A 20,892-nucleotide genomic window follows, 5' to 3' on the forward strand; every position below is an offset into this window, starting at 1 on the left:
TTCCGTCGATTCGAGAGTCGATTCGAGGAGGAGACGCCATGGACACCGTCGCCGAGGTGAGCGCGGCCTTCGAGGCGTACGAGAAAGCCCTGGTCCTGAATGATGTCGACGCGATGCTCAGCTTCTTCGCCGAGGACGCGGTGCGGTACGGCGTCGCCGATCAACAGATCGGGCTCGAGGAGCAGCGACGCTGGCGGCTCGCTCAACCGCCGCTGCCGCCGGGCCGCTATCTCAAGGACACGATCATTTCCCCGTACGGGGACGGGGTCGTCATCGTGAACACGCTCTTCGGATATCCCGGTCGTGCGGTGCTCGGTCGCCAGTCGCAGACGTGGGTGCGGCTGCCCGAGGGCTGGCGGATCGTCGCCGCCCACGTCTCGGAACCGGGCGCATGACACCCGATTTCGTGGACATCCGGAAGTCCCACGCCGCTCGGGCGGCCCGGCCAACCGGCCGAGCTCGCCTCCGCGTACGTCTCCTGCCCCCGCCCGGGGGCAAGCCGGTCAGCTGAACAGGCCGGCCACCCAGTTCCAGGCGTCGACCACCCACGGGGTCTGACGCAGCCAGGCCACGCCGACACCGGTCAGGAACAGGGCCGTGACCAGGTGTGAACCGCGAGCGGTGCGGCGCACGCGACCCATCTGGCGCTCCAGCACCAGGTGGCCGACGAGCCGGGCCAGGCAGAAGACGCCGAGGGCGATCACCAGCGTGACCACCAGCACGACCGTCGGGGTGCCGAACGGGCCCTCGCCCGAGAGCGCCCAGATGCCCCAGCAGACGAAGGCGAACAGCACCGCGGCGCTGCTCCATTCGCTGCCCAGACGCAGTTCGCTCCACTTCCAGCTCATGCCGGGGTGACTGCGTGGTGCCTGGGCGCCGGGCCAGCCGGTGCCGGTCGGCTCGTGCTCCGCGTACGGCTGGTGCGGCCGCGCGTTGACCTGGGCCCGGCCCTGGCTGAACGGCGCGTTCTGACTCTGCGGATCTTGCGGTGCTTGTGGTGCCGGGAACGACCCCCGGTCTTGCGGTGCGGCTGCCGGGAACGGCGCCGTCGGGGGTGGTGACCCCTGCGACGGCGTGGTGGGCGCGTCGGCCCACGGGTCCTGCGGCGGCATGTCGAGCGTCCGCTCCGACCACTGCGGTTGCTCAGGCATCAACTCCCCCTCCGGTCGGCGGTGCATCCCACCCGCCCACATCGAGAGTAGCGAGCCGACAAATCGTTGGCCCTCAGGGACTCGTTCCGTTACACAAGTGCCCATGGACGAATCCGTGCGCCTCCGTACCGCGGCCGCCGACGATCGGCGTGCGATTGCTGACCTTTTGCTCTACGTCTTCAACGAGCACACGACCGACGAATCGCGTGAGCTCGAAGAGTTGATCATGGAGTCGGACCGCACGATCGTGGCCGAGGACGGCGACCGGATCGTCGGCACCGCGGCCGCCCAGACCCGGGAGATGAGCCTGCCCGGGGCCGTCGTGCCGGTCGCGCATGTGACCGGCGTCGGCGTCGCCCCGACGCATCGCCGCCGCGGCATTCTGAGCGCGATGATGCGCCGCCAGCTGACCGAGATCGCCGCGGCCGGGCGCGAACCGGTGGCGGCGTTGTGGGCGAGCGAGACCGCGATCTACCCCCGGTTCGGGTACGGGCCGGCGTGCGGCCGCCTCGTCTTCGACATCCTGAGCCGCGAGGTGAAGATCACCGCCCCGCCCGCCCCGCCCGGCCGGATGCGCCTGGTCGAGCCCGCGGCCGCCCGCGCCGAGATGACCGCCCTGCACAACGGGCTGCGGATCCACCGGGTGGGCTGGTCGAGCCGCCCCGAATACTGGTGGGACTACCTGCTGCGCGACACCGACAGCCAGCGCGACGGCGCCACCGAGTCACGCGGGGTGATCTACGAGACCGCCGACGGGCCGGTCGGCTACGCCACCTGGCGGGTCAAGAACGACTGGAGCTCGCACGGCCCGGCGGCCGAGGTCCGCGTCCGCGAGGTGGTGGCGGGCGACCCCGGCGTCTACGCCGAGCTGTGGCGCTTCCTACTCAGCCTCGACCTGTCGAAGAAGGCGTCGTACCACTACGGCGCGGTCGACGAGCCCCTGCAGTTCATGGTCGACGAGCCCCGCAAGCTGGGCGCCCGCTACGCCGACTCGCTGTGGATCCGCCTGGTCGACCTGCCGGCCGCGCTCGCGGCCCGGCGCTACGCCTGCCCGGTCGACGCGGTGATCGAGGTGACCGACCCGATCATCGAGGCCAACAACGGCCGGTGGCGCCTCATCGGGGGTCCGGACAAGGCTTCCTGCGTACGCACCGACGACGCCCCCGACCTGGTCTGCTCGATCACCGAGCTGGGGGCGGCCTACCTGGGCGGCACCACGCTGGCCACCCTGGTCACGGCGGGCCGGGCGCGCCAGCTCACCGACAACCTGCCCTCGACGGCGTTCCGCTGGAATCGCGAGCCCAGCTCGATCGAGGTGTTCTGAGAGTGCACCGGGTAGCGTCGGCGGCATGGGTGAGCCCGAACGCCGACGCCGCCGCCTGCGTCCCCCGTCTCAGAAGGCCACACCGGCCGACCTCGACGAGGCGCCCGAGCCGGAGGCGGGCTCGGCCGTGACCGAGCCGATCGCCGATCCGGAGGACACCCCGGCCCCGATCTCGCCGCTGATGATCGCGCCGACCTCACCCGCGTCGACGGCACCGACCTCGCCCGCGCCCGCCGAGCGCGGGCAGCGCCCACCGCGGACCGGCACCGGCCGGCGCCCCGCTGCGGGCCCCGGCGGCGACGACCGCGAGGTCGAGCGCGGCCTGCGCGGCCTCGTCGGTTCCGGATCGTCGCAGGTCAGCGTCGGCGCCGCCATGCGGGCCCGGGACGCCGCCCGGGCCAGCGATCAGGACCTGGCCGACGCCGACGCCAACCTCACGATCGTCCGGCGCAACTGGGTGCCCCGCGAGGAGCTCCCCCGCAATCGTTAGGGGTCGTCTCCCGGATAACGCGGGGTTGCGGTGCGGTCCAGGTGGTGGCTGACGTCGGCCGCGGAACGGCCGCATCCCGGCGTTGGATTCGGGCGCTCCGCGGCTGCCGTCAGGCGCCGCGACCCCTAACTCGCGGGAAGCTCGGGCAGCGTGGGGCGGCCGGCCTCGTAGTCGGCCAGCTGGGCGATGCGGCGGGCGTGGCGCGGGTTGCCCGAGAACGGCGTGGCCAGGAACGCCTCGACGAACGACGTGGCGTCGTCAAGGGTGTGCTCGCGGGCGCCGATGCTGATGATGTTGGCGTCGTTGTGCTGGCGGGCCAGCTGGGCGATCTCGGTGCGCCAGACCAGCGCCGCGCGGACGCCGTCGATCTTGTTGGCGGCGATCTGTTCGCCGTTGCCCGAGCCGCCGATCACGATGCCCAGCGAACCCTCGTCGGCGACCACCTTGGCCCCCGTGTGCAGGCAGAACGCCGGGTAGTCGTCCTCCGGGTCGTAGACGTGCGGTCCCACGTCGACGACGTCGTGTCCCTGCTTGATCAGGTGGTTCACGAGGTGCATCTTCAGCTCGTAACCGGCGTGGTCGGAACCCAGGTAGACGCGCATGGTCTCACTCTCTCAGAAGGTCAAGCCTGTACGCAGGTAAGAGGCCACTTGATCGGTCGCCACGCGGGCCGCGTCGACGACCGCGAGCTTGCGGGCGAATCCATGATTCACCCCCATGTAGCGGGTGTGCACGACGGGCACCCCGGCTGCGATCAGCGCGTCGGCGTAGTCCGCTCCCTCGTCGCGCAGGGCGTCGTACTCGGCCGTGATGATCAGGGTCGGGGGCATACCCGCGAGGTCTTCGGCGGCCAGCGGGGCGACGTCGGGGGTGAAGCGGGTCATCGGGTCGGGCACGTACGTCTCCCACGCCCGCTTCATCGAGGCACGGTCGAGCCCGTACGAGCCGACCTCGTCGAACGATTCCGAGGCGGTCATCGGATCGATCGCCGGGTAGATCAGCACCTGGAGGTCGAGCGGGGTCGCCGCGTCGCGCTGCCGCCGGGCCGCGACCGTGGCGAGCTGTCCGCCCGCACTGTCGCCGCCGATGGCCAGCCGGGACGGGTCGACTCCGAGCTCGGCGGCGCCGGACTTCCGTACGTACGAAAGAACGGTCTCGAGGTCTTCCAAGGCAGCCGGGAACACATGCTCCGGAGCGAGCCGGTAGCCGACGGACAGCACCGCGCAGCCGGACCGGTCGGCGATGCGGCGGCACACCCGGTCGACCGTCTCGATGCTGCCGTAGCTCCAGCCGCCGCCGTGTGCGTAGACGAACACGGGGGCGTCGACCCGGGAGGCGTAGAGCCGGGCCGGCACTCCCCCGGCGTCGACGTCGACCACCACCGGCAACGGCAGCGCCGGGCCGCACTCGGCGTCGTTCGAGTCCTCCATCGCCTGCCGCATGAAATGGAGGATCTCGAGGGGCTCGGTGAGGTCGGCGGGCGGCCGGGCACGCAACCCGGCCGCCGCCGCCACTTGCGGATGCAGCATCTCAGTCGAGCTGGGCGAGGACGAGACCGCCGCGCGCCTTGGGCGTGAACCAGGTGCTCTTGCGGGGCAGCTTCTGCCGTTCGAGGTTGACCCGGACGAAGTCGTCCACGGTCACCGGCGCGATCAGCACGGCCAGCTCGGACCGGCCGCCGTCGACCTCGCCGCGCAGCCACTCGGCCGGGTAGTCGCCGCCCACGTAGTTGATCCGCTTGTCACCCGGGTCGAGGCCCAGCACGTCGCGCAGCAGGACCCGCTCGACCAGGGCATGGTCGAGGTTGTCGACGTCGGGCAGGTTCACGTTGACCGGCAGGCCGACGGTGAACGAGCGACCGGCGGCGTACAGCTCGATCGTGCTCTTGGCCGGTATGCGCGCGGGCCGCGGCACCTCGGTGACCGTCGCCCCGGCCGCGCGCAGCCGGGCCAGCATCTCGTCGAGCGGCAGCGGCAGCTCGCTGACCAGGCGGTTGTACGGCTGAATGGCGACCGAGGCCGGGGTGGTGACGACGGCCAGGAAGCGGGGCAGGCCGGCCGTCTGGGCGGCCAGGCTGCGGTGGTTGCCGTCGGCGACGACGAGCTCACCGCCGCCCGCGAGCGCGGTCAGCTCGGACTGCAGCGGGCCGGGGCCGACGACCCAGATGGCGTGGGTGCGGCCGGTCTGGTCGGTGTCGGTGGCGGCCGGGGCGCCCGCGGCGTCGGTGGCGGCGGCCAGGGCCGCGTGCAACGCGTCGCCATGGGCCGTCTGGAGCAGCAGGACCGGGGACAGCAGCGTGGCCACCGCCTCGGCCAGGGCCACCCGTTCGCGCACCTTTTCCAGGAACACGTCCTCGTTGCGGATCACCAGGCCGGGTTCGTCGGCGCTGGTCGAGATCTGGTCGGTGTCGACCATGCTCCACAGCCCGTACGCCGGGGGCTCGCCCGCCGCGGTGATGCGGTAGAGCACGACCACGTCGTCGGACGGGGTGTAGAGCCCCTCGGCCCGCTCGAGCGCGAGCCGGGCGACCGCCTCGGGCAGCGAGTCGAGGAACGACTTGCCCAGGGAATCGGGTGCCAGGTGCGGCATCTCGATCGCGAGCGAACTATGCGGATTGTCGGCGATGATGGACGTTATTTCGGCGTCGTCGGCGAATTCGTCGTAGTTCTGGGCGCCGGTGCCACCAGTGGTGACCCAGGCTCGGCTGATCGGGTGCACGACCGTCATGGGACGGAACTTACCGGGCCGCCCGGGCGTGCTTGCCGACGGGCATGTTGCCGCGTGACCTGGCCAGCTGACCGCGGCGCCAGCTGCCGATCGGGCGCTCGACGGGCACCGACGACACCACCACCGGCGGCGCCACCAGCGCGGCCACATCGGCCGGCAGGTCGGTCCAGGCGCCGCGGTGCACGGCGATGCTCGACTGCGCGACGGCTTCGGAGTCCGCCATTTCTGCTCCCGAGTTGAATGAGGTGTGCATCACCTCATCCAACGCCTGGACCGGGCGCTGGTCGTGGGGTTTACCGGGATCTCAACCTCCGGAGTCGGGGTCCGAGTGTCGCCTCCTGTACTCCGGGTGCGGTGAGACCTCGATGTGCCGCCTAGGCTGGCAAGGAAAGACGAGCGCTCAGAGGAGAGTGACTGTGGCCGGAGTTCGTAATTTGACCCAGGTGGAGGCGGCCGAGCGGGCCCGTCTGCTGGATGTCACCGGGTACGACATCACCTTGGATCTGACCGATGGCCACGGTAATCCCGGCGACGGCACCTTCCGCTCCACCACGGTCGTCACCTTCACCTGCCGTGAGCCCGGTGCGGAGACCTTCATCGAGACCGCCGCGGCGTCGGTACGGTCGGCGACGCTGAACGGCGCGCCGCTCGATCTGACCGGGTTCTCGGCCGAGAAGGGCCTGACCCTGACCGGGCTGGCCGCCGAGAACGAGCTGGTCGTGGACGCCGACTTCGCGTACTCGGCGAGCGGGCAGGGTCTGCAGCGCAGCCCCGACCCGGTCGACAAGGAGGTCTACCTCTACAGCCAGTTCGAGACGGCCGATGCCCAGCGGGTGTACGCCTGTTTCGACCAGCCCGACCTCAAGAGCGTCTACACCTGGCACGCGACCGTGCCGGCGCACTGGAAGGTCATCTCGAACATGCCGGCCGAGCGCTCCGAGCCGGCCGGGCCGGGCGCCAAGACGGTGCACTTCGCGACGTCGGCCCGGATGAGCACCTACATCACCGCGATCTGCGCCGGGCCCTATCACGAGGTGCGCGACGAGCACGACGGCATCTCGCTGGGCGTCTTCTGCCGGGCCTCGATGGCGCAATATCTCGACCCGGACGACCTGTTCCTGGTCACCAAGCAGGGCTTCGACTTCTTCCACGAGCAGTTCGGGGTGCGCTACCCGCTGCCCAAGTACGACCAGCTGTGGGTGCCCGACTTCAACGCCGGCGCGATGGAGAACTTCGGCTGCGTGACCCACGCCGAGGCGCACTACATCTACCGCTCGCAGGTCACCGACTTCGAGTACGAGCAGCGCGCCAACACGATCCTGCACGAGATGGCCCACATGTGGTTCGGCGACCTCGTGACCATGCGCTGGTGGAACGACCTGTGGCTGAACGAGTCGTTCGCCGAGTGGGCCAGCCACTGGTGCAACACGCACGCCACCCGCTTCACCGACGCCTGGACGACGTTCCTGTCGATCCGCAAGAGCTGGGGCTACCGGCAGGACCAGCTGTCGTCGACCCACCCGGTCTACACCGAGATGCCCGACCTCGAGGCGGTGGAGGTCAACTTCGACGGCATCACGTACGCCAAGGGCGCCAGCGTCATCAAGCAGCTGGTCGCCTACGTGGGTCTCGACCCGTTCGTCACCGGTCTGCGGGCCTACTTCGCCAAGCACGCCTGGAGCAACGCCACCTTCGACGACCTGCTCACCGAGCTCGAGACGGCGTCCGGTCGCGAGCTGCGCAAGTTCGCCGCCCAGTGGCTCGAGACGGCGCAGGTCAACACGCTGCGCCCGCTGGTCGAGATCGGCGCCGACGGCACGTACGCGAAGGTGGTCGTGCGGCAGGAGGCCCCGGCCGGCTATCCCACGCTGCGCACCCACCGGATCGGGGTCGGCCTCTACGACCTCGAGGGCTCCCGCCTGGTGCGGCGCGACCTGCTCGAGATCGACGTCACCGGTGAGCAGACCGAGATCACCGCGCTCGCCGGGGTCAAGGCGGCCGACGTGCTGCTGCTCAACGACGACGACCTCTCGTACGCGAAACTCCGGCTGGACGAGCGTTCGATGGCGACCGTGGTGCGGCACATCGACGGGCTCGACTCGTCGCTGTCGCGCGCGCTGTGCTGGAACGCGGCCTGGGACATGCTGCGCGACGCCGAGCTCGCCGCCCGCGACTACGTGACGCTGGTCTGCTCGGGCCTGCCCGCCGAGACCGACATCAACCTCACCACCTGGACGGCCCGGCAGGCCGCCACCGCCGTCGCGCAGTACGCCGACCCGGCCTGGCAGCCCACCGGCTGGGCGCAGCTGGCCGAACTGGCCCGCACGTCGCTGGCCTCGGCCGAGCCCGGCAGCGGCTGGCAGCTCACCTGGGCCCGCTCGTTCATCGGCGCCGCCCGCACCCCCGACGAGCAGGCCGTGCTGCGCGGCTGGCTGGCCGGCGAGGGCGTGCCCGAGGGCCTGGTCGTCGACACCGAGCTGCGCTGGTCACTGCTCCAGACCCTGGCCTCACTGGGCGCCACGACCGACGACGAGATCGAGGACGAGCTCAACTCGGACCGTACGGCGAGCGGCGAGCGCGAGGCGGCGCTGGCCCGGGCGCTGATCCCGACGGCCGAGAACAAGGCCCGGGTGTGGAGCGAGCTGACCGGCGAGGCCGACGTGCCGAACTGGCTCAACCGGTCGCTGCTGTCCGGCTTCCAGAGCGCCAAGCAGGTCGAGCTGACCGCGCCCTACGCCGAGAAGTTCTTCGACGTGGTCGGTGACGTGTGGGCCCGCTCGGACAGTGAGCCGGCTCAGGAGTTCGCGATGATGGGCTACCCGGTCTATCAGATCAGCGAGCGGACGGTGCAGCTCACCGACGCCTGGCTGGCCCGCGACGGGCACCCGGCCTCGCTGCGCCGCCTGGTCGCCGAGGGCCGCGACGGCGTCGTGCGCGCCATCAAGGCGAGGGCCAAGGACTGTGCCTGATGGCCTCGCTCCGCTCGGCGGGGATTGCGCCCGAGAGGTTGGTGTCGAGAGAGCCGGAAATGACATCGGCTGCGCCTCGCCATTTCCGGCGCTCTCGACACCAACGGCGCAATCCCGCCGCTAGCTGATCCACGCCGCCGGGGCGATCCGGACGGGATAGGGGGCGTCGAGCTTGACCGGCTCGGCGCCCTCGATGCTGTGCATCACCCGATAGCGGGCGGCGCCGAGTTGATACGTGCGGAGCAGGGGCCCCGGCTCGACGCGCCAGAAGGACGGGATGCCGGCCTCCGCGTACAGGGAAGGCTTGAGCAGCCGGTCGAACCGCCGGGTGGCCGCCGTCTCGACCTCGACGACCAGGGCCACGTCGGCCGGGTCGCACCAGCTCGCCCCGGACGAGCGGGGTCGCAGCACGGTGACGTCGGGCACCAGGTTGCTGTCGCCGATCTCGACGCCGAGCCGGTCGCAGACCCACCAGCCCTCGGGGGCGGCCGCGCGCAGCGTGGTGACGACGGCGCGGACGATCGTCTCGTGCGACTCGGGCTCGGGCGGGGCGACGTGCAGGCTGCCGTCGACGATCTCGTAGCGATGGCCGTCCTGCGGGAAGAGATGAAGGTCGGGTTCGGTCCATCGCCCGTCAGGCGCCGTCCACCGGAGCGGGGGACTCGAAGCCGGACTCGTCATCACCAACCGGACCACCTCCGTACGCGCCGTCGCGTGGAGTAACGAGCCTACCTACACCCTGTTGTTACCGCCCGGTTTCGGGCGCGACACGATTTTCCCGGCATGACGAAAGCCCCCGTCCCACCAGCGGCGGGGCGAGGGCTCTGTCCTAGATCTGACTTACGCGCGACCGGCGTGGGTGGCCAGCTGGTCGATACCGGCGACCACCCCACCGGCCAGGTCGCCGCCGGCGAAGGCGGCCGCCATGGAGAGGCCGGCCAGCTTGGCGTCCCGGTCGGAGATGCGCTTGCGCGCGTCGTTACCGGTGATGATCTCGAGCTTGCGCTGGTTGGGCGAGACCGCGATCAGCACGGCGGTGCCCGCGTGCTCGATCTGCGCGTGCAGCTTCTCGGCGAACGGCCGGGCCGGGGTCTCGAACTCGCCGACGTAGACGCTGAACGTCAGGCCGGTCTCGGTGTTCGCGATCCGGAGTGCGTGGTCGAGCCGCAGCAGCTGCCGGGTGGTGAAGGGTCCGTCGGCAGCGTGGTTCTGGTGGGCCGCGACCGTGTCGCCGCCCGCGTGGTCGAGCTCGGTCAGGGGCTGCTCGTGCGCACCCTGCTGAGCCAGGTCACCAGCTGTCACTTGCGCCTCCTGTGGAACCGGGCTTCACCCGGGCGCCGCTGCTGTCCTCCAGCACCTGGCCACCGGTCAGGGCCGGCTGGGCGTGCCCACCGGCGGAGCCGACGATCTGTTCCGGCGAGGCCAGGAACCACATCGGCTGGAAGTTGTAGGGACGGCCGGGACGGTAACGGCGGTCCGGCTGCTTGGTGTCCCGGGTGCCGGCCATCGACAGCGAAGCGATCAGCACGATGACCGCGGCCGGAATGACCACGTACACCAGAACGGTGATTGATATCGACAACCTCAACGCCCCCAGGCGTCCTGTGATCCCAGTTGATTCGAACAAGAGTCACGGTAGCGGAGCGCCGGTCGTCCCGGAGCGTCGGGTCTCGAACCCGTGCGGGTTGGACGCATCATGCCGTCGGGATCTTCGCGGAATGTGCTCCGGGGTGCGAAAATCACCCACACGCGCCGTTCGTGCCTACGCGCCCGCGGACGGCAGGAGGGGGAACCAATGCGCCTGCCCGTCCCCGCCGCCCTGGCGGCGCTCGCTTTGGGGTTGTCCGTCCTGTTCATCCCGCTGGGAGCGGCACCCGCGGCGGCCGCCCGGGCCGCCCTCTTCCTCGAGCTGAGTCCCAGCACGGTCCCGGCCGGTGACGAGGTCGGGCTGCGCGCCTCCTGTGACGACAATCTCAAGGCGGCGACGGTCACCTCCGGGCTCTTCGGGTCGGTCACCGTGGCACCTCGGTTCGGGTTTCTGACCGCGACCGCCCAGGTGCCCGGCAACACCCGGCCCGGCGACTACCGGATCGACCTGAGCTGCCCCGACGGCGCCACCGCGTCGGCCACCCTGCACGTGGTGGCCAAGGTGCAGCCGGCCCGCGGTCCGGCGACGGGCGCGGGCGGCACGGCCCCCGGGCGCAATGCTCCCCTGCTGATCGGTGGCGGCCTCGCGATCGTGGCGATGGCGGCCGGACTGGGCGTGGTCTCGCTGCGCCGGCGACGGCTCGGCTGAGCATGGCCGGCCGTCAGCCACCCGGCGCGTCCGGGCCGCGCATGCCCGAGTCGGTGCTGCGCAAGCAGCCGGCCCAGATCGTCGCTCCACCCCCCGGAGTCATCACCGGCCGGCTGCCCGCCCCGCGGCCCGCGCCCGGCCGACCGGCCTTCCGCAAGCCCAGTCCCCGGCCGCTGCCCAAGACGCCACCCCGGCCGATGCGGGGCCGGGGCCAGGGCAAACCGTGGCCGATCGGGCTCATCGCGCTCGCTCTGCTGTTCCTCGGTCTGTTCGTGGTGGCCATGGGCATCGGCGCGGCCACCAACGTCGACCTGGGCGGGCTCTTCAGCGGTCCGGCCCGGAACGAGCCGCCGCCGCGCGCGTTCCCGGTCCTCGACCCGAGCCGGCCCGAACGTCTCACCATTCCGGCCATCAACGTGGAGGCGCCGATCCTCGAGGTGGGCCTGGCCGCCGACGGGACGGTCGGGGTGCCCCCGCTCAAGCGGCACAACGAGGCGGGCTGGTTCGACGGCGGGCCGACACCCGGGCAGTTCGGGCCGGCGCTCATCGTCGGGCACGCGGACACGCGTACGGGACCCTCGGTCTTTCACGAACTCCCCAAGCTCAAGCCCGGGCAGCGCATCGAGGTCGAGCGGGCCGACAACTCGGTCGCGGTCTTCGAGGTGAACTCGGTCGAGCACTTCGACAAGGGCAAGCTGCCGGTGCAGCGGGTCTACAGCGACTTCACCCGGCCGTCACTGCGCCTGATGACCTGCGGCGGGCGCTGGGTCGGGGGCAGCACGGGCTACGCCGACAACATCGTCGTGTTCGCCTCGCTGGTCTCCGCGAAGAAGACCTAAAACTAAGCCGCCTCGGCCGAGACGGCCGGGGCGGCGGGAAGGTCGAGCCAGTCGGCCCAACGAGGGTCGGGCGTGCGGTGTCCGAGCACCCGCCAGGCCACCCCTCGGGGCGCCGCCGGTATCTGGTGCAGCCGCCAGCCGAGCTCGGCCGGGGTCTTGTCGCCCTTGCTGTGATTGCACTTGGCGCAGGCGGCCACGACGTTCTCCCACGCGTGCAGGCCACCCCGGCTGCGCGGGAAGACGTGGTCGATGGTCTCAGCCGAACCACGGCAGTAGGCGCACCGGCCACCGTCACGGGCGAAGATCGCGCGGCGGGAGAGGCCGACGTGGGTGCGGTAGGGAACCTTCACGTACCGGGTCAGGCGGACCACCGACGGAACGGGAAGATTGGTGTGCACGCTGTGCAGGATGCCGTCGCCGTCGGAGACGCACTCGGCCTTGGCGGTCAGCACAAGGATGGTCGCTCGACGCACAGATACGACGCACAGCGGCTCGTAGGTGGCGTTCAGAACCAACGCGGATGAGCCCACTATGGGTCGTATGTCAGGCATCGCGATCACCTTTCGGTGTAGGTGCTAAGTCACCGCTCCTGGTTGAATCCGTAGCCGGGTAACGAGGCGTCGACGACGATGCCTCGTGCGCCAATAGTCCCTGACGGATGCCCAAATTGCGAGCACAATCCGTGGCCGGGCGGTAAACGTCTGAGGTCACACGGCTGTGTGGTGACTGAAAGAGCCTTCCCGTACGCCCGGTACGGTTGTTCCCCGTGTTGTTCCAAGCCCCCACCCCCGACCCGTCCACCTCACCCGACATCTACGTCACGCCCGACGTGTCCGCGATCTGCAACACGGACGTGGTCTGCAGCCGGGTGTTCGAGTGGACCGGCAACCAGTGGCTGGCCAACAGCAGCTACGTCGTGATCGTGAAGCCGTTGCGGATCATCGGCATCATCCTGATCGCGCTGCTGATCCGCTGGCTGATCCACCGGGCCATCGACCGCCTGACCACCAGCACCAGCCGGGCCTCGATGCCGGCCCTGCTCAAGCCGCTCAAGGAGAAGGTCTCGGCCACCGCCGAGGAGGGCCAGTTCATCCCCGAGCGGCGGCGCCAGCGGGCCGAGGCGATCGGCTCGGTGCTGCGCAGCTTCATCAGTGCGGTGATCTTCACCATGGCCGCGCTGCTGGTCTTCGGCGAGCTCGGCTTCAACCTCGGGCCGCTGCTGGCCAGCGCCGGCATCGTCGGCGTGGCGCTCGGCTTCGGCGCCCAGAGCCTGGTCAAGGATCTGATCGCCGGCCTGTTCATGCTGCTCGAGGACCAGTACGGCGTCGGTGACACGGTCGACGTGGGCGAGGCGACCGGTGTCGTCGAGACGGTCGGTCTGCGGATCACCACCATCCGCGACGGGCGCGGGGTGCTCTGGTACATCCGGAACGGCGAGATCGTCCGGGTCGGCAACAAGAGCCAGGGCTGGGCCATGGTCGTGATCGACATCCCGATCGGCTTCGTCCGGTCCGAGGAGGCCATCGGCGTGATGCGGGACGCCGCCGAGGCCGTGGCCAACCGGACCGACCATCAGACCGAGTTCCTCGAGCCGCCCGACGTGGTCGGCGTGGAGCAGCTCACCGTCGACGGCGCCACGATCCGGACGATCGCCAAGACGACGGCCGACGGTCAGCTGGCCGTGCAGCGCGACCTCCGGCGGGCGCTGATGGAGGCGCTGGACTCGTCCGGGCTCTCCGAGCGCATCGCCGCCTCTCGATTGCTGCCGCGGGGCGCGGTGCCGCCGCCCTACTTCCAGGATTCCGTCAGCGACCAGCGACCGGGTGGGGCAACCTGAGCTGGGATTAGTTCTTCCGGGGGATGCCCGACCTCGACCGAATGGCCGACATTTCGCCCGTACGCCCTAGCATCGGCTCGGACGATCGGGCAGAATCCGGTTGAGCATCTGCACATGCGGCATCACGTTCCCGTCGGGCTCCGACCCGCGCGGGTCGTGTCCGGTGACCGCCGTGACCCGGCGGAAAGCCGACATCGATGGAGGACCTGGTGTCCGAGGACCCGGATGCGCGGACGGCGAACAACGCCGCCGCGACTACGGAGGGCGATCGCCTGGTTACTTTTCGCGACCTCTTTGCGATCCGTGAATACCGGGCGCTCTACCTCTCCCTGGTCACCAACTGGGTCGGCGACTATCTCGCCCGCGCCGCCATCACCGTCCTCGTCTATGAGGAGAGCAAGTCCGTCCTGCTCTCGGCGGCGGCCTTCGCGGTCACCTTCCTGCCCTGGGTGATCGGTGGCACGCTGCTGTCGGCGCTGGCCGAGCGGTACCCGTACCGCCGGGTCCTGATCACCGCCGACCTGTACCGCATGGTGCTGATCGCGCTCCTGCTGATCCCGCACACGCCGATCCCGGTCATGCTGCTGATCGTCTTCCTGGCCAGCCTCGGCACCCCGCCCACCCAGGCCGCCCGCTCGGCGCTGCAACCACTCGTGGTGGGCCGGGACAAACTGCCGATCGCCGTCGCCACCAACGCCACCAGCGTGCAGGCCGCCCAGGTGTTCGGCTACCTGGCCGGGGCGGCCCTGGCCACCGCCATCAGCCCGCAGGTGGCGCTGGTCATCGACGTGATCACGTTCGCCGTGTCGGCCGCCCTCATCCTCACCGTCGTCAAGGTCCGGCCGGCGGCCCGCAGCCGGGCCCAGCGCACCCATCTCCTGCGCGAGTCGGGCGAGGGATTCCGCCTGGTCTTCGGTTCGGCCACGCTGCGGGCCATCGCGATCATGGTGTTCGTCCTGACCATGTTCGCGATCGTGCCCGAGGGCCTGGCCGCCGCCTGGGCCGCCGAGGGCAGCCCCGACCCGGCCACCCGCGGCCTCAACCAGGGCCTGATCATGGCGGCCGGCCCGATCGGGTTCGTCGTCGGCGGCCTGCTGATCAACCGCCTGGCCGGGCCGGTCATGCGAGACCGCCTCGTGCGGCCGCTGGCCGTGCTGTCGGCGCTGGCCCTGGTGCCGGCGCTGGCCTCACCGCCGGCGCCGATCGTGGCCGTGCTGGTCGCGATCTCCGGGATCGCCCAGGGCGGCGTGGTGCCCACCCTCAACGGCAAGTTCGTGTTGATCCTTCCGCACGGCTACCGCGCCCGGGCGTACGGAGTCATGCAGACCGGCATCCAGTTCAGCCAGTTCGCGGCCGTGATGGTCACCGGCCTGCTGGCCGATCATTACGTGCTGCCGGTGGTGGTCGGGCTGTGGAGCCTGGGCGGCACGGTGGCGCTGCTCTACCTGGCCCACCGGTGGCCGCAGGCCGCCACCTTCACCGCCGCTGAGGCCGTTGCGTCCGCCGGGGCGGCTGCCGCCCCGGTCTCGCCCGCCGTGCGGCCCACCTCACTGGCCGACGCTCCCCCGGCCCGGCCGTCCGTGCGGCCTTAGCCGCCGCCGTCCATGCGCCTCCGGTTTCGCCGCCGCCGTCCATGCGGCCTCCGGTTTCGGCTCCCTGGCAGGATGGACGGGTGACAGCGCCAAACAGCTTCTACGACGCCGTGGGTGGCGAGCCCACCTTCCGGCGCCTCGTCGACAAGTTCTACGAGGGTGTGGCCGAAGATCCGCTGCTGCGGCCGATGTATCCCGAAGAGGATCTCGGACCGGCGGCCGACCGGCTGACGCTGTTCCTCATGCAGTACTGGGGCGGGCCCAACACCTACTCGGCCAGTCGCGGTCATCCCCGGCTGCGGATGCGGCACGCGCCGTTCGTGGTGGACGCAGCCGCCCGCGACGCCTGGCTCCTGCACATGCGGGTGGCCGTGGAGTCGCTCGAGCTGCCGAAGGAGCTGCACGACGAGCTCTGGACCTACCTCGAGCGCGCCGCGTACTTCATGGTCAACAAGATGGATGAGCTGAGCTGAGTTGATGGCTGAGCTGATGGCTGAGCTGATGGCGTCGCTGAGCTCCGCGGCGATTGCCTTGTAACCGTTGAGATGGCACGCGATTTCCTGCCACCCGCAAACCCCACGGGCGTCAGAAAATCGAGTGCCATCTCAACGGCGGCAATCGCGATTGTTCCGTGGCTCGCTTGCGATCGTTCCTCGGCTCGCTCTGTGTCGTTGAAGCGGGTGACAAACTCGCTGATCACCTGAAATTTCGGGTATTACGACCAGGAGCTCGCCATGCGCCGCCGCCTGCTCGCCGCCGCTACCGTCGTTGCCGCCGCTGTGGCGTGCGCGCACCCGGCCGCGGCCGACATGGCCCATTCCACCGTGGTGTCGACCAACCCGGTCGACTTCACCCCGCACGTGCTCGACGGCACCGTCTGGTCGATGACCGTGATCGGTGACACCGTCGTCGTCGGCGGGGCCTTCACCAAGGTCGCCGACAGCACGCGGAGGTCGACCTTCGCCCGCAAGAACCTCTTCGCGTTCGACCTGCACGACGGGGCCATCCGCGCGTTCGCCCCCCAGGTCGACGGCGCCGTGTACTCCGTCGCCGCGGGCCCCGACGGCACGGTCTACGCCGGCGGTGCCTTCAAGACCGTCAACGGCACCGGCCAGCGCGGCATCACCAAACTCACCCTCGGCGGCCAGCGCGTCAGTGCCTTCAGCGCCAAGATTGCCTGGGGCGACGTCCGGTCCCTCCAGGCGCGCGGCTCCCGCCTGTACGCGGCCGGCACGTTCCAAGCCATCAACGGAGTCAACCGGGCCGGCCTGGCCCGCCTCAACACCGACACCGGCGCGGTCGACACCGGCTTCGACGCGAAACTGACGGCACCCGGCCTGACCCGCACCCGGGTCGAGCACTTCGACATCTCCCCTGACGGCCGGAAACTGGTCGCGGTCGGTGCGCTCCTCCGTGCCGGCGGCTACGACCGTACGCAGATCGCCATGTTCGACGTGTCCGGCCCGTCGGCCCAGCTGACCAGCTGGTACACGGACGCGTACAAGCCGCAGTGCATGAAAGGCTTCGACACGTACCTGCGCCAGGTGAAGTACTCGCCCGACGGCTCCTACTTCGTGGTCGCGGCGACCGGGCGGGCGTCCTCGCCCGACCGGCTGTGCGACTCGGCGGCCCGTTTCGAAGCCGGCGGCACGGGCCGGCACAACCCGACCTGGGTGCAGCGGACCGGTGGGGACTCCCTGTACGCGGTGGCCGTGACCGGATCGGCCGTCTACCTCGGTGGGCACCAGCGGTACTTCGACAACCCCTACGGAACCGACGCCAAGGGGCCGGGGCCGGGTGCTGTTTCGCGGCCGGGGATCGGGGCGGTCAGTTCGTCTACCGGGCGGGCGCTGTCCTGGAACCCGACGCGGAAGCGCGGGGTCGGGGTGCGGGTCTTCGTGGCCGTGCCCCAGGGCTTGCTGGTCGGCTCGGACACCGACGAGCTGGGCCGCGAGTACCACGGCCGGGTGGGGATGTTCCCCATCAACTAGGGGGCTTCAGGACAGTTCACAAACGCAACTGTCTTTCTGGGCTCCGCTTCGCTCCGCCGGCAAATGCCTTGTAACCGGTGACTTGGCAGGTGATTTCCCGCCACCCGCAAACCCCGCGGGCGTCGGCAAATCACTTGCCAAGTCACCGGCGGCATTTGCGGGGATGGCCGTTAAAGCAGCGCGCCCTCGTCGTGGAGCCAGTCGACGAAGCTGGTGGCTACCGCTGCGCCGCAGTCGAGCAGCTCTACCAGCAGGGCGTCGTGGGTGCCTGCGGCCAAGGGGACCTGCAGTTCGGCGTAGATGGGGAGCTGGTTTCGCTCGGTGGGGTCACCTACGTAGGCCTTGCAGAAGCGGCGGGTGTGGTTCCACTCGTTGACCACGCGGTAGGCCCGGTCGGCCCAGTCGGGTGGGACCGTGGCGTGCGGGCGGGCGCGCATGACGAGGATCTCGTCGTCGGGGCCCTCGAGTGTGAACAGGACGGCGTGCCGCTCCCACATCGCCAGCAGGCTTCCGCCGCCGTCGGCCAGGAAACGGATGTCGAGCAGATCGAGCGCCTTACCGATCCGCGTGAGCGTCACCGGAGCGACAACCTCGGGCTCTTCGGACGTCGCGGTCTCGACCGGCACCGGCAGGCGGGCCGGTTCACGTTGCGCCGGGACACCGACACGCACCGTGCTGCTCCGTACCGTCGAATCCTCGTCGGTCTCCGGCGCGTTGCCCGCGGCCGAACCCGGACGCCATGACCACCACGGCATCTTTGTGCACCTCACTCCCCAGCAGACCCGCCGCCGGACGTTGCGAGCGGATCCGAGAGCCGACGGTACCCGTACCGGTCGCGGAGGTCATCCCCCCAACCGGAGGGCGGGACCGGTCGTACGATCGGCCATCACCCTTTCGGGTGACCACCTATAGGCATAACGGTCAATTTCTTGACCGCTTGTAACCACGCCACTCCATATGGTGCCGAAAGTCCCACCCAGGTGCCGGCCACCCGAACTCGCGTCTCCGGACCTTCAGTCTCCCCCGGACCGAGGAAACCCATCCGGGAGATCGCCTGAACGAGTCGCTGCGAAACCTCGACCGGCCGGCCGCCGGGCGGCGTCACCACCAGGGCCACGTGGTCGAGCAGCGCGTCGCGGACGGCCCGCTGGCCCACCGAACGCCCGGACAGGCCACCGGCGGAAACCTCACGGAGCGTGCCCGCCGCGGCGTCGGCCAGCTGGCTCAGCTCGGCGCCGGAGACCGACTCGACTGTCTCGCCGCCGGGTGGCGGCAACGGCCAGCGCCACTGCGCGTCGCGCCGGGCCGGGAGCTCGTCGCCACCGCGGGCCAGCACGGAGAGCAGCTCACTGGCCGAGACCGTGGCATCGTCGGGGCCGTGCCCGGCGACCTCGCGGGTGACGAGCACCTCCCACGGCAGCCGGCCCCACAACGCCACCCGGCCGCCGAGGGTGCGCAGGCGAACCGGAGCGGTGGGGTCCAACCTGGTCAGCCGGGCCAGGAAGGCGCCTGCGTCGGGAACCCCGAGCAGGCCGTGCGAACTCATGACTGGGTCCGTACGAGATAGGGCTTCAGGAACTCACGCTCGGTCTCGGTGAGCCGCCGCGGGTGGCCGTTGGCCAGGTTGTACGGCACGCAGACCGACTTGGCTCGGCTGGCCAGCACACCGTCGTCGAACAGCTCGTAGGAGACGGTGAATGCGGCCGCGCGCTGCTCGGAGATCCACATTTCGATACGTACAGGATCGCCGTAGTCAACCGGCCGCAGATAGTCGACCTCGTGCCGGGCGATGACGATGCCCTCCTCGAAGGACCCGAGACCGTGCTCGCGCGCGCCGACGAAGAACATGGCGACGCGCGCCTCCTCGTAGAGAGTGAGGAAGCGCGCGTTGTTGACGTGCCCGTACGCGTCCATGTCGGACCAACGTACGGGCACGTGATGCACGAATCTCTTAGTCACGCGTCAGCTTGCGGTAGGTGACCCGGTGCGGACGGGCGGCCTCGGCGCCGAGCCGGTCGATCTTGTTCTTCTCGTACGCGTCGAAGTTGCCCTCGAACCAGAACCACTTGTCCGGGTCTTCCTCGGTGCCCTCCCACGCCAGCATGTGGGTGGCAACGCGGTCGAGGAACATCCGGTCGTGGCTGATGACCACGGCACAGCCCGGGAACTCGAGTAGCGCGTTCTCCAGGCTGCCCAGGGTCTCGACGTCGAGGTCGTTGGTCGGCTCGTCGAGCAGGATCACGTTGCCGCCGATCTTCAGCGTCAGCGCGAGGTTGAGCCGGTTGCGCTCGCCACCGGAGAGCACCTTGACCGGCTTCTGCTGGTCGGGACCCTTGAAGCCGAACGCCGCCACGTAGGCCCGGGACGGCATCTCGACCTTGCCGACCATCAGGTGGTCGAGACCGTCGGAGACGACCTCCCACACCGTCTGGGGGCCCATCAGGCCCTCACGGCTCTGGTCCACGTACGACAGCTTGACGGTCTCACCGACCCGGACCTTGCCCTCGTCCGGCTGCTCGAGCCCGACGATGGTCTTGAACAGCGTGGTCTTACCGACGCCGTTGGGGCCGATGATGCCGACGATGCCGTTGCGCGGCAGCGAGAACGACAGGTGGTCGATCAGCGTACGGCCGTCGAAGCCCTTGACCAGGTCGTTGACCTCGATCACCGTGTTGCCCAGACGCGGGCCCGGCGGGATCTGGATCTCTTCGAAGTCGAGCTTGCGGGTCTTCTCGGCCTCGCTGGCCATCTCGTCGTACCGGTCGAGGCGGGCCTTGCTCTTGGTCTGGCGGGCCTTGGCGTTCGACCGCACCCACTCGAGCTCCTCGGTGAGGCGCCGCTTGAGCTTGGCGTCCTTCCGGCCCTCGACCGCGAGGCGCTGGGCCTTCTTGTCCAGGTAGGTCGAGTAGTTCCCCTCGTACGGGTACGTCCGGCCGCGGTCCAGCTCGAGGATCCAGTTGGCCACGTTGTCCAGGAAGTACCGGTCGTGGGTGATGGCGATGACGGTGCCGGCGTATTTGGCCAGGTGCTGCTCCAGCCAGCTCACGCTCTCGGCGTCGAGGTGGTTGGTGGGCTCGTCGAGCAGCAGCAGGTCGGGCGCCTCGAGCAGCAGCTTGCACAGGGCGACGCGGCGGCGCTCACCACCGGAGAGCTGGGTGACGTCGGCGTCCGGCGGCGGGCAGCGCAGCGCGTCCATCGCCAGCTCGAGCTGGGAGTCGAGATCCCAGGCGTTGACGTTGTCGAGCTCCTCCTGGAGCTTGCCCATCTCTTCCATGAGCTCGTCGGTGTAGTCGGTCGCCATCTCTTCGGCGATCTTGTTGAACCGGTCGAGCTTGGCCTTGGTCTCGGCGACGGCCTCCTCGATGTTGCCGAGGACCGTCTTCTCCTCGTTCAGAGGAGGCTCCTGTGCGAGCATGCCGACGGTGTAGCCGGGCATGAGCTTGGCCTCGCCGTTGCTGAGCGTCTCGACGCCGGCCATGACCTTGAGCAGCGTGGACTTACCGGCGCCGTTGGGGCCGACCACACCGATCTTGGCGCCCGGCAGGAAGTTCAGCGTCACGTTGTCGAGCACGACCTTGTCGCCGTGCGCCTTGCGCGCCTTTTCCAGGACGTAAATGAACTGGGCCACGGTGCGCCCTACCTCCGTGATCGTGGATTTCCAGCCGGATGAGATACC

At 70.1% G+C, this 20,892-nt stretch carries 23 protein-coding genes; 10 read left to right on the top strand and 13 right to left on the bottom strand.

The genetic code is table 11. From position 1 onward, the window contains the following. Positions 1 to 38: 38 nt before the first annotated feature. Complete coding sequence (locus KOI35_RS38690) at positions 39 to 395, top strand: AtzH-like domain-containing protein (protein WP_215794120.1); 357 nt, start codon at positions 39 to 41, stop codon at positions 393 to 395. A 108-nt stretch (positions 396 to 503) separates the two neighbouring features. Here KOI35_RS38690 and KOI35_RS38695 read toward each other — a convergent pair whose 3' ends face one another. Next, the gene (locus KOI35_RS38695) at positions 504 to 1,151 is read right to left on the bottom strand and encodes a DNA-directed RNA polymerase II (protein ID WP_215794122.1); all 648 of its coding nucleotides are present in this window, start codon (positions 1,149 to 1,151) and stop codon (positions 504 to 506) included. A gap of 103 nt (positions 1,152 to 1,254) precedes the next feature. Between KOI35_RS38695 and KOI35_RS38700 the strand changes: the two genes are divergently transcribed. Next, on the top strand, positions 1,255 to 2,475 hold the full coding sequence (locus tag KOI35_RS38700) for a GNAT family N-acetyltransferase (protein ID WP_215794124.1): 1,221 nt from the start codon (positions 1,255 to 1,257) through the stop codon (positions 2,473 to 2,475). Positions 2,476 to 2,500: 25 nt separating this feature from the next. Next, positions 2,501 to 2,965 (top strand): hypothetical protein, encoded by a 465-nt coding sequence (locus tag KOI35_RS38705; RefSeq protein ID WP_215794126.1) that lies wholly within the window; start codon positions 2,501 to 2,503, stop codon positions 2,963 to 2,965. A 125-nt stretch (positions 2,966 to 3,090) separates the two neighbouring features. Here the strand turns inward: KOI35_RS38705 and KOI35_RS38710 are convergent, their stop codons facing one another. Genes KOI35_RS38710 through KOI35_RS38725 form a run of 4 tightly spaced genes read right to left on the bottom strand, consistent with a single transcriptional unit; the run spans position 3,091 to position 5,915 of the window. Then, positions 3,091 to 3,567 (bottom strand): ribose-5-phosphate isomerase, encoded by a 477-nt coding sequence (locus tag KOI35_RS38710; RefSeq protein ID WP_215794128.1) that lies wholly within the window; start codon positions 3,565 to 3,567, stop codon positions 3,091 to 3,093. Between the two features lie 12 nt (positions 3,568 to 3,579). Beyond that, positions 3,580 to 4,494, bottom strand: coding sequence for an alpha/beta hydrolase (locus KOI35_RS38715; protein WP_215794130.1), 915 nt, complete (start codon positions 4,492 to 4,494; stop codon positions 3,580 to 3,582). Between the two features lies 1 nt (position 4,495). Beyond that, a complete protein-coding gene (locus tag KOI35_RS38720) occupies positions 4,496 to 5,692 on the bottom strand; it encodes a DUF1015 family protein (RefSeq protein WP_215794133.1) in 1,197 nt (398 codons plus the stop codon). A 10-nt stretch (positions 5,693 to 5,702) separates the two neighbouring features. Beyond that, positions 5,703 to 5,915 carry a hypothetical protein gene (locus tag KOI35_RS38725; RefSeq protein ID WP_215794135.1) on the bottom strand — a complete coding sequence of 71 codons (213 nt, stop codon included), beginning with the start codon at positions 5,913 to 5,915 and terminating at the stop codon, positions 5,703 to 5,705. Between the two features lie 142 nt (positions 5,916 to 6,057). On the opposite strand from KOI35_RS38725, the gene pepN reads away from it, so the two are divergent. Next, the gene (pepN, locus tag KOI35_RS38730) at positions 6,058 to 8,661 is read left to right on the top strand and encodes an aminopeptidase N (protein WP_215794138.1); all 2,604 of its coding nucleotides are present in this window, start codon (positions 6,058 to 6,060) and stop codon (positions 8,659 to 8,661) included. Positions 8,662 to 8,781: 120 nt separating this feature from the next. On the opposite strand, the gene KOI35_RS38735 is transcribed toward pepN, so the two are convergent. From KOI35_RS38735 to ctaJ, 3 genes are all read right to left on the bottom strand, one after another. Further along, positions 8,782 to 9,342 carry a Uma2 family endonuclease gene (locus tag KOI35_RS38735; protein WP_215794621.1) on the bottom strand — a complete coding sequence of 187 codons (561 nt, stop codon included), beginning with the start codon at positions 9,340 to 9,342 and terminating at the stop codon, positions 8,782 to 8,784. A 159-nt stretch (positions 9,343 to 9,501) separates the two neighbouring features. After that, positions 9,502 to 9,918: a DUF5130 family protein gene (locus KOI35_RS38740; protein ID WP_215794623.1), complete on the bottom strand. Its 417-nt coding sequence runs from the start codon at positions 9,916 to 9,918 to the stop codon at positions 9,502 to 9,504. Between the two features lie 31 nt (positions 9,919 to 9,949). Continuing rightward, a complete protein-coding gene (ctaJ, locus tag KOI35_RS38745; RefSeq protein ID WP_246614497.1) occupies positions 9,950 to 10,243 on the bottom strand; it encodes an aa3-type cytochrome oxidase subunit CtaJ in 294 nt (97 codons plus the stop codon). A 213-nt stretch (positions 10,244 to 10,456) separates the two neighbouring features. Between ctaJ and KOI35_RS38750 the strand changes: the two genes are divergently transcribed. Both KOI35_RS38750 and KOI35_RS38755 read left to right on the top strand, forming a co-directional pair. Then, positions 10,457 to 10,957 carry a hypothetical protein gene (locus KOI35_RS38750; protein ID WP_215794140.1) on the top strand — a complete coding sequence of 167 codons (501 nt, stop codon included), beginning with the start codon at positions 10,457 to 10,459 and terminating at the stop codon, positions 10,955 to 10,957. Positions 10,958 to 10,959: 2 nt separating this feature from the next. Next, on the top strand, positions 10,960 to 11,796 hold the full coding sequence (locus tag KOI35_RS38755; protein ID WP_215794143.1) for a class F sortase: 837 nt from the start codon (positions 10,960 to 10,962) through the stop codon (positions 11,794 to 11,796). A gap of 2 nt (positions 11,797 to 11,798) precedes the next feature. Here the strand turns inward: KOI35_RS38755 and KOI35_RS38760 are convergent, their stop codons facing one another. Beyond that, entirely contained in the window at positions 11,799 to 12,347 is a 549-nt protein-coding gene (locus KOI35_RS38760) for an HNH endonuclease (protein ID WP_215794145.1), read from the bottom strand. A gap of 218 nt (positions 12,348 to 12,565) precedes the next feature. Between KOI35_RS38760 and KOI35_RS38765 the strand changes: the two genes are divergently transcribed. The 4 genes from KOI35_RS38765 (at position 12,566) to KOI35_RS38780 (ending at position 17,216) form a co-directional block, all read left to right on the top strand. Then, positions 12,566 to 13,633, top strand: a complete 1,068-nt coding sequence (locus KOI35_RS38765) for a mechanosensitive ion channel family protein (RefSeq protein ID WP_246614518.1) — start codon at positions 12,566 to 12,568, stop codon at positions 13,631 to 13,633. Positions 13,634 to 13,842: 209 nt separating this feature from the next. Continuing rightward, complete coding sequence (locus KOI35_RS38770) at positions 13,843 to 15,225, top strand: MFS transporter (RefSeq protein WP_215794147.1); 1,383 nt, start codon at positions 13,843 to 13,845, stop codon at positions 15,223 to 15,225. Between the two features lie 41 nt (positions 15,226 to 15,266). Further along, positions 15,267 to 15,698, top strand: coding sequence for a globin (locus KOI35_RS38775; protein WP_215794149.1), 432 nt, complete (start codon positions 15,267 to 15,269; stop codon positions 15,696 to 15,698). A gap of 261 nt (positions 15,699 to 15,959) precedes the next feature. Then, positions 15,960 to 17,216, top strand: coding sequence for a delta-60 repeat domain-containing protein (locus KOI35_RS38780; protein ID WP_215794151.1), 1,257 nt, complete (start codon positions 15,960 to 15,962; stop codon positions 17,214 to 17,216). Between the two features lie 170 nt (positions 17,217 to 17,386). On the opposite strand, the gene KOI35_RS38785 is transcribed toward KOI35_RS38780, so the two are convergent. The 4 genes from KOI35_RS38785 to ettA form a co-directional block, all read right to left on the bottom strand. After that, positions 17,387 to 17,971: a type III secretion system chaperone family protein gene (locus KOI35_RS38785; RefSeq protein ID WP_215794153.1), complete on the bottom strand. Its 585-nt coding sequence runs from the start codon at positions 17,969 to 17,971 to the stop codon at positions 17,387 to 17,389. A gap of 131 nt (positions 17,972 to 18,102) precedes the next feature. Beyond that, complete coding sequence (locus KOI35_RS38790) at positions 18,103 to 18,762, bottom strand: DUF8185 domain-containing protein (protein WP_215794156.1); 660 nt, start codon at positions 18,760 to 18,762, stop codon at positions 18,103 to 18,105. Continuing rightward, positions 18,759 to 19,175 (bottom strand): acyl-CoA thioesterase, encoded by a 417-nt coding sequence (locus KOI35_RS38795; RefSeq protein WP_215794158.1) that lies wholly within the window; start codon positions 19,173 to 19,175, stop codon positions 18,759 to 18,761. Before KOI35_RS38795 ends, KOI35_RS38790 begins: the two co-directional genes overlap by 4 nt. Beyond that, complete coding sequence (gene ettA / locus KOI35_RS38800; RefSeq protein WP_215794160.1) at positions 19,168 to 20,844, bottom strand: energy-dependent translational throttle protein EttA; 1,677 nt, start codon at positions 20,842 to 20,844, stop codon at positions 19,168 to 19,170. Before ettA ends, KOI35_RS38795 begins: the two co-directional genes overlap by 8 nt. Positions 20,845 to 20,892 lie beyond the last annotated feature (48 nt).

The sequence above is a fragment of the Paractinoplanes bogorensis genome (assembly GCF_018829635.1).
Taxonomy (GTDB): domain Bacteria; phylum Actinomycetota; class Actinomycetes; order Mycobacteriales; family Micromonosporaceae; genus Actinoplanes; species Actinoplanes bogorensis.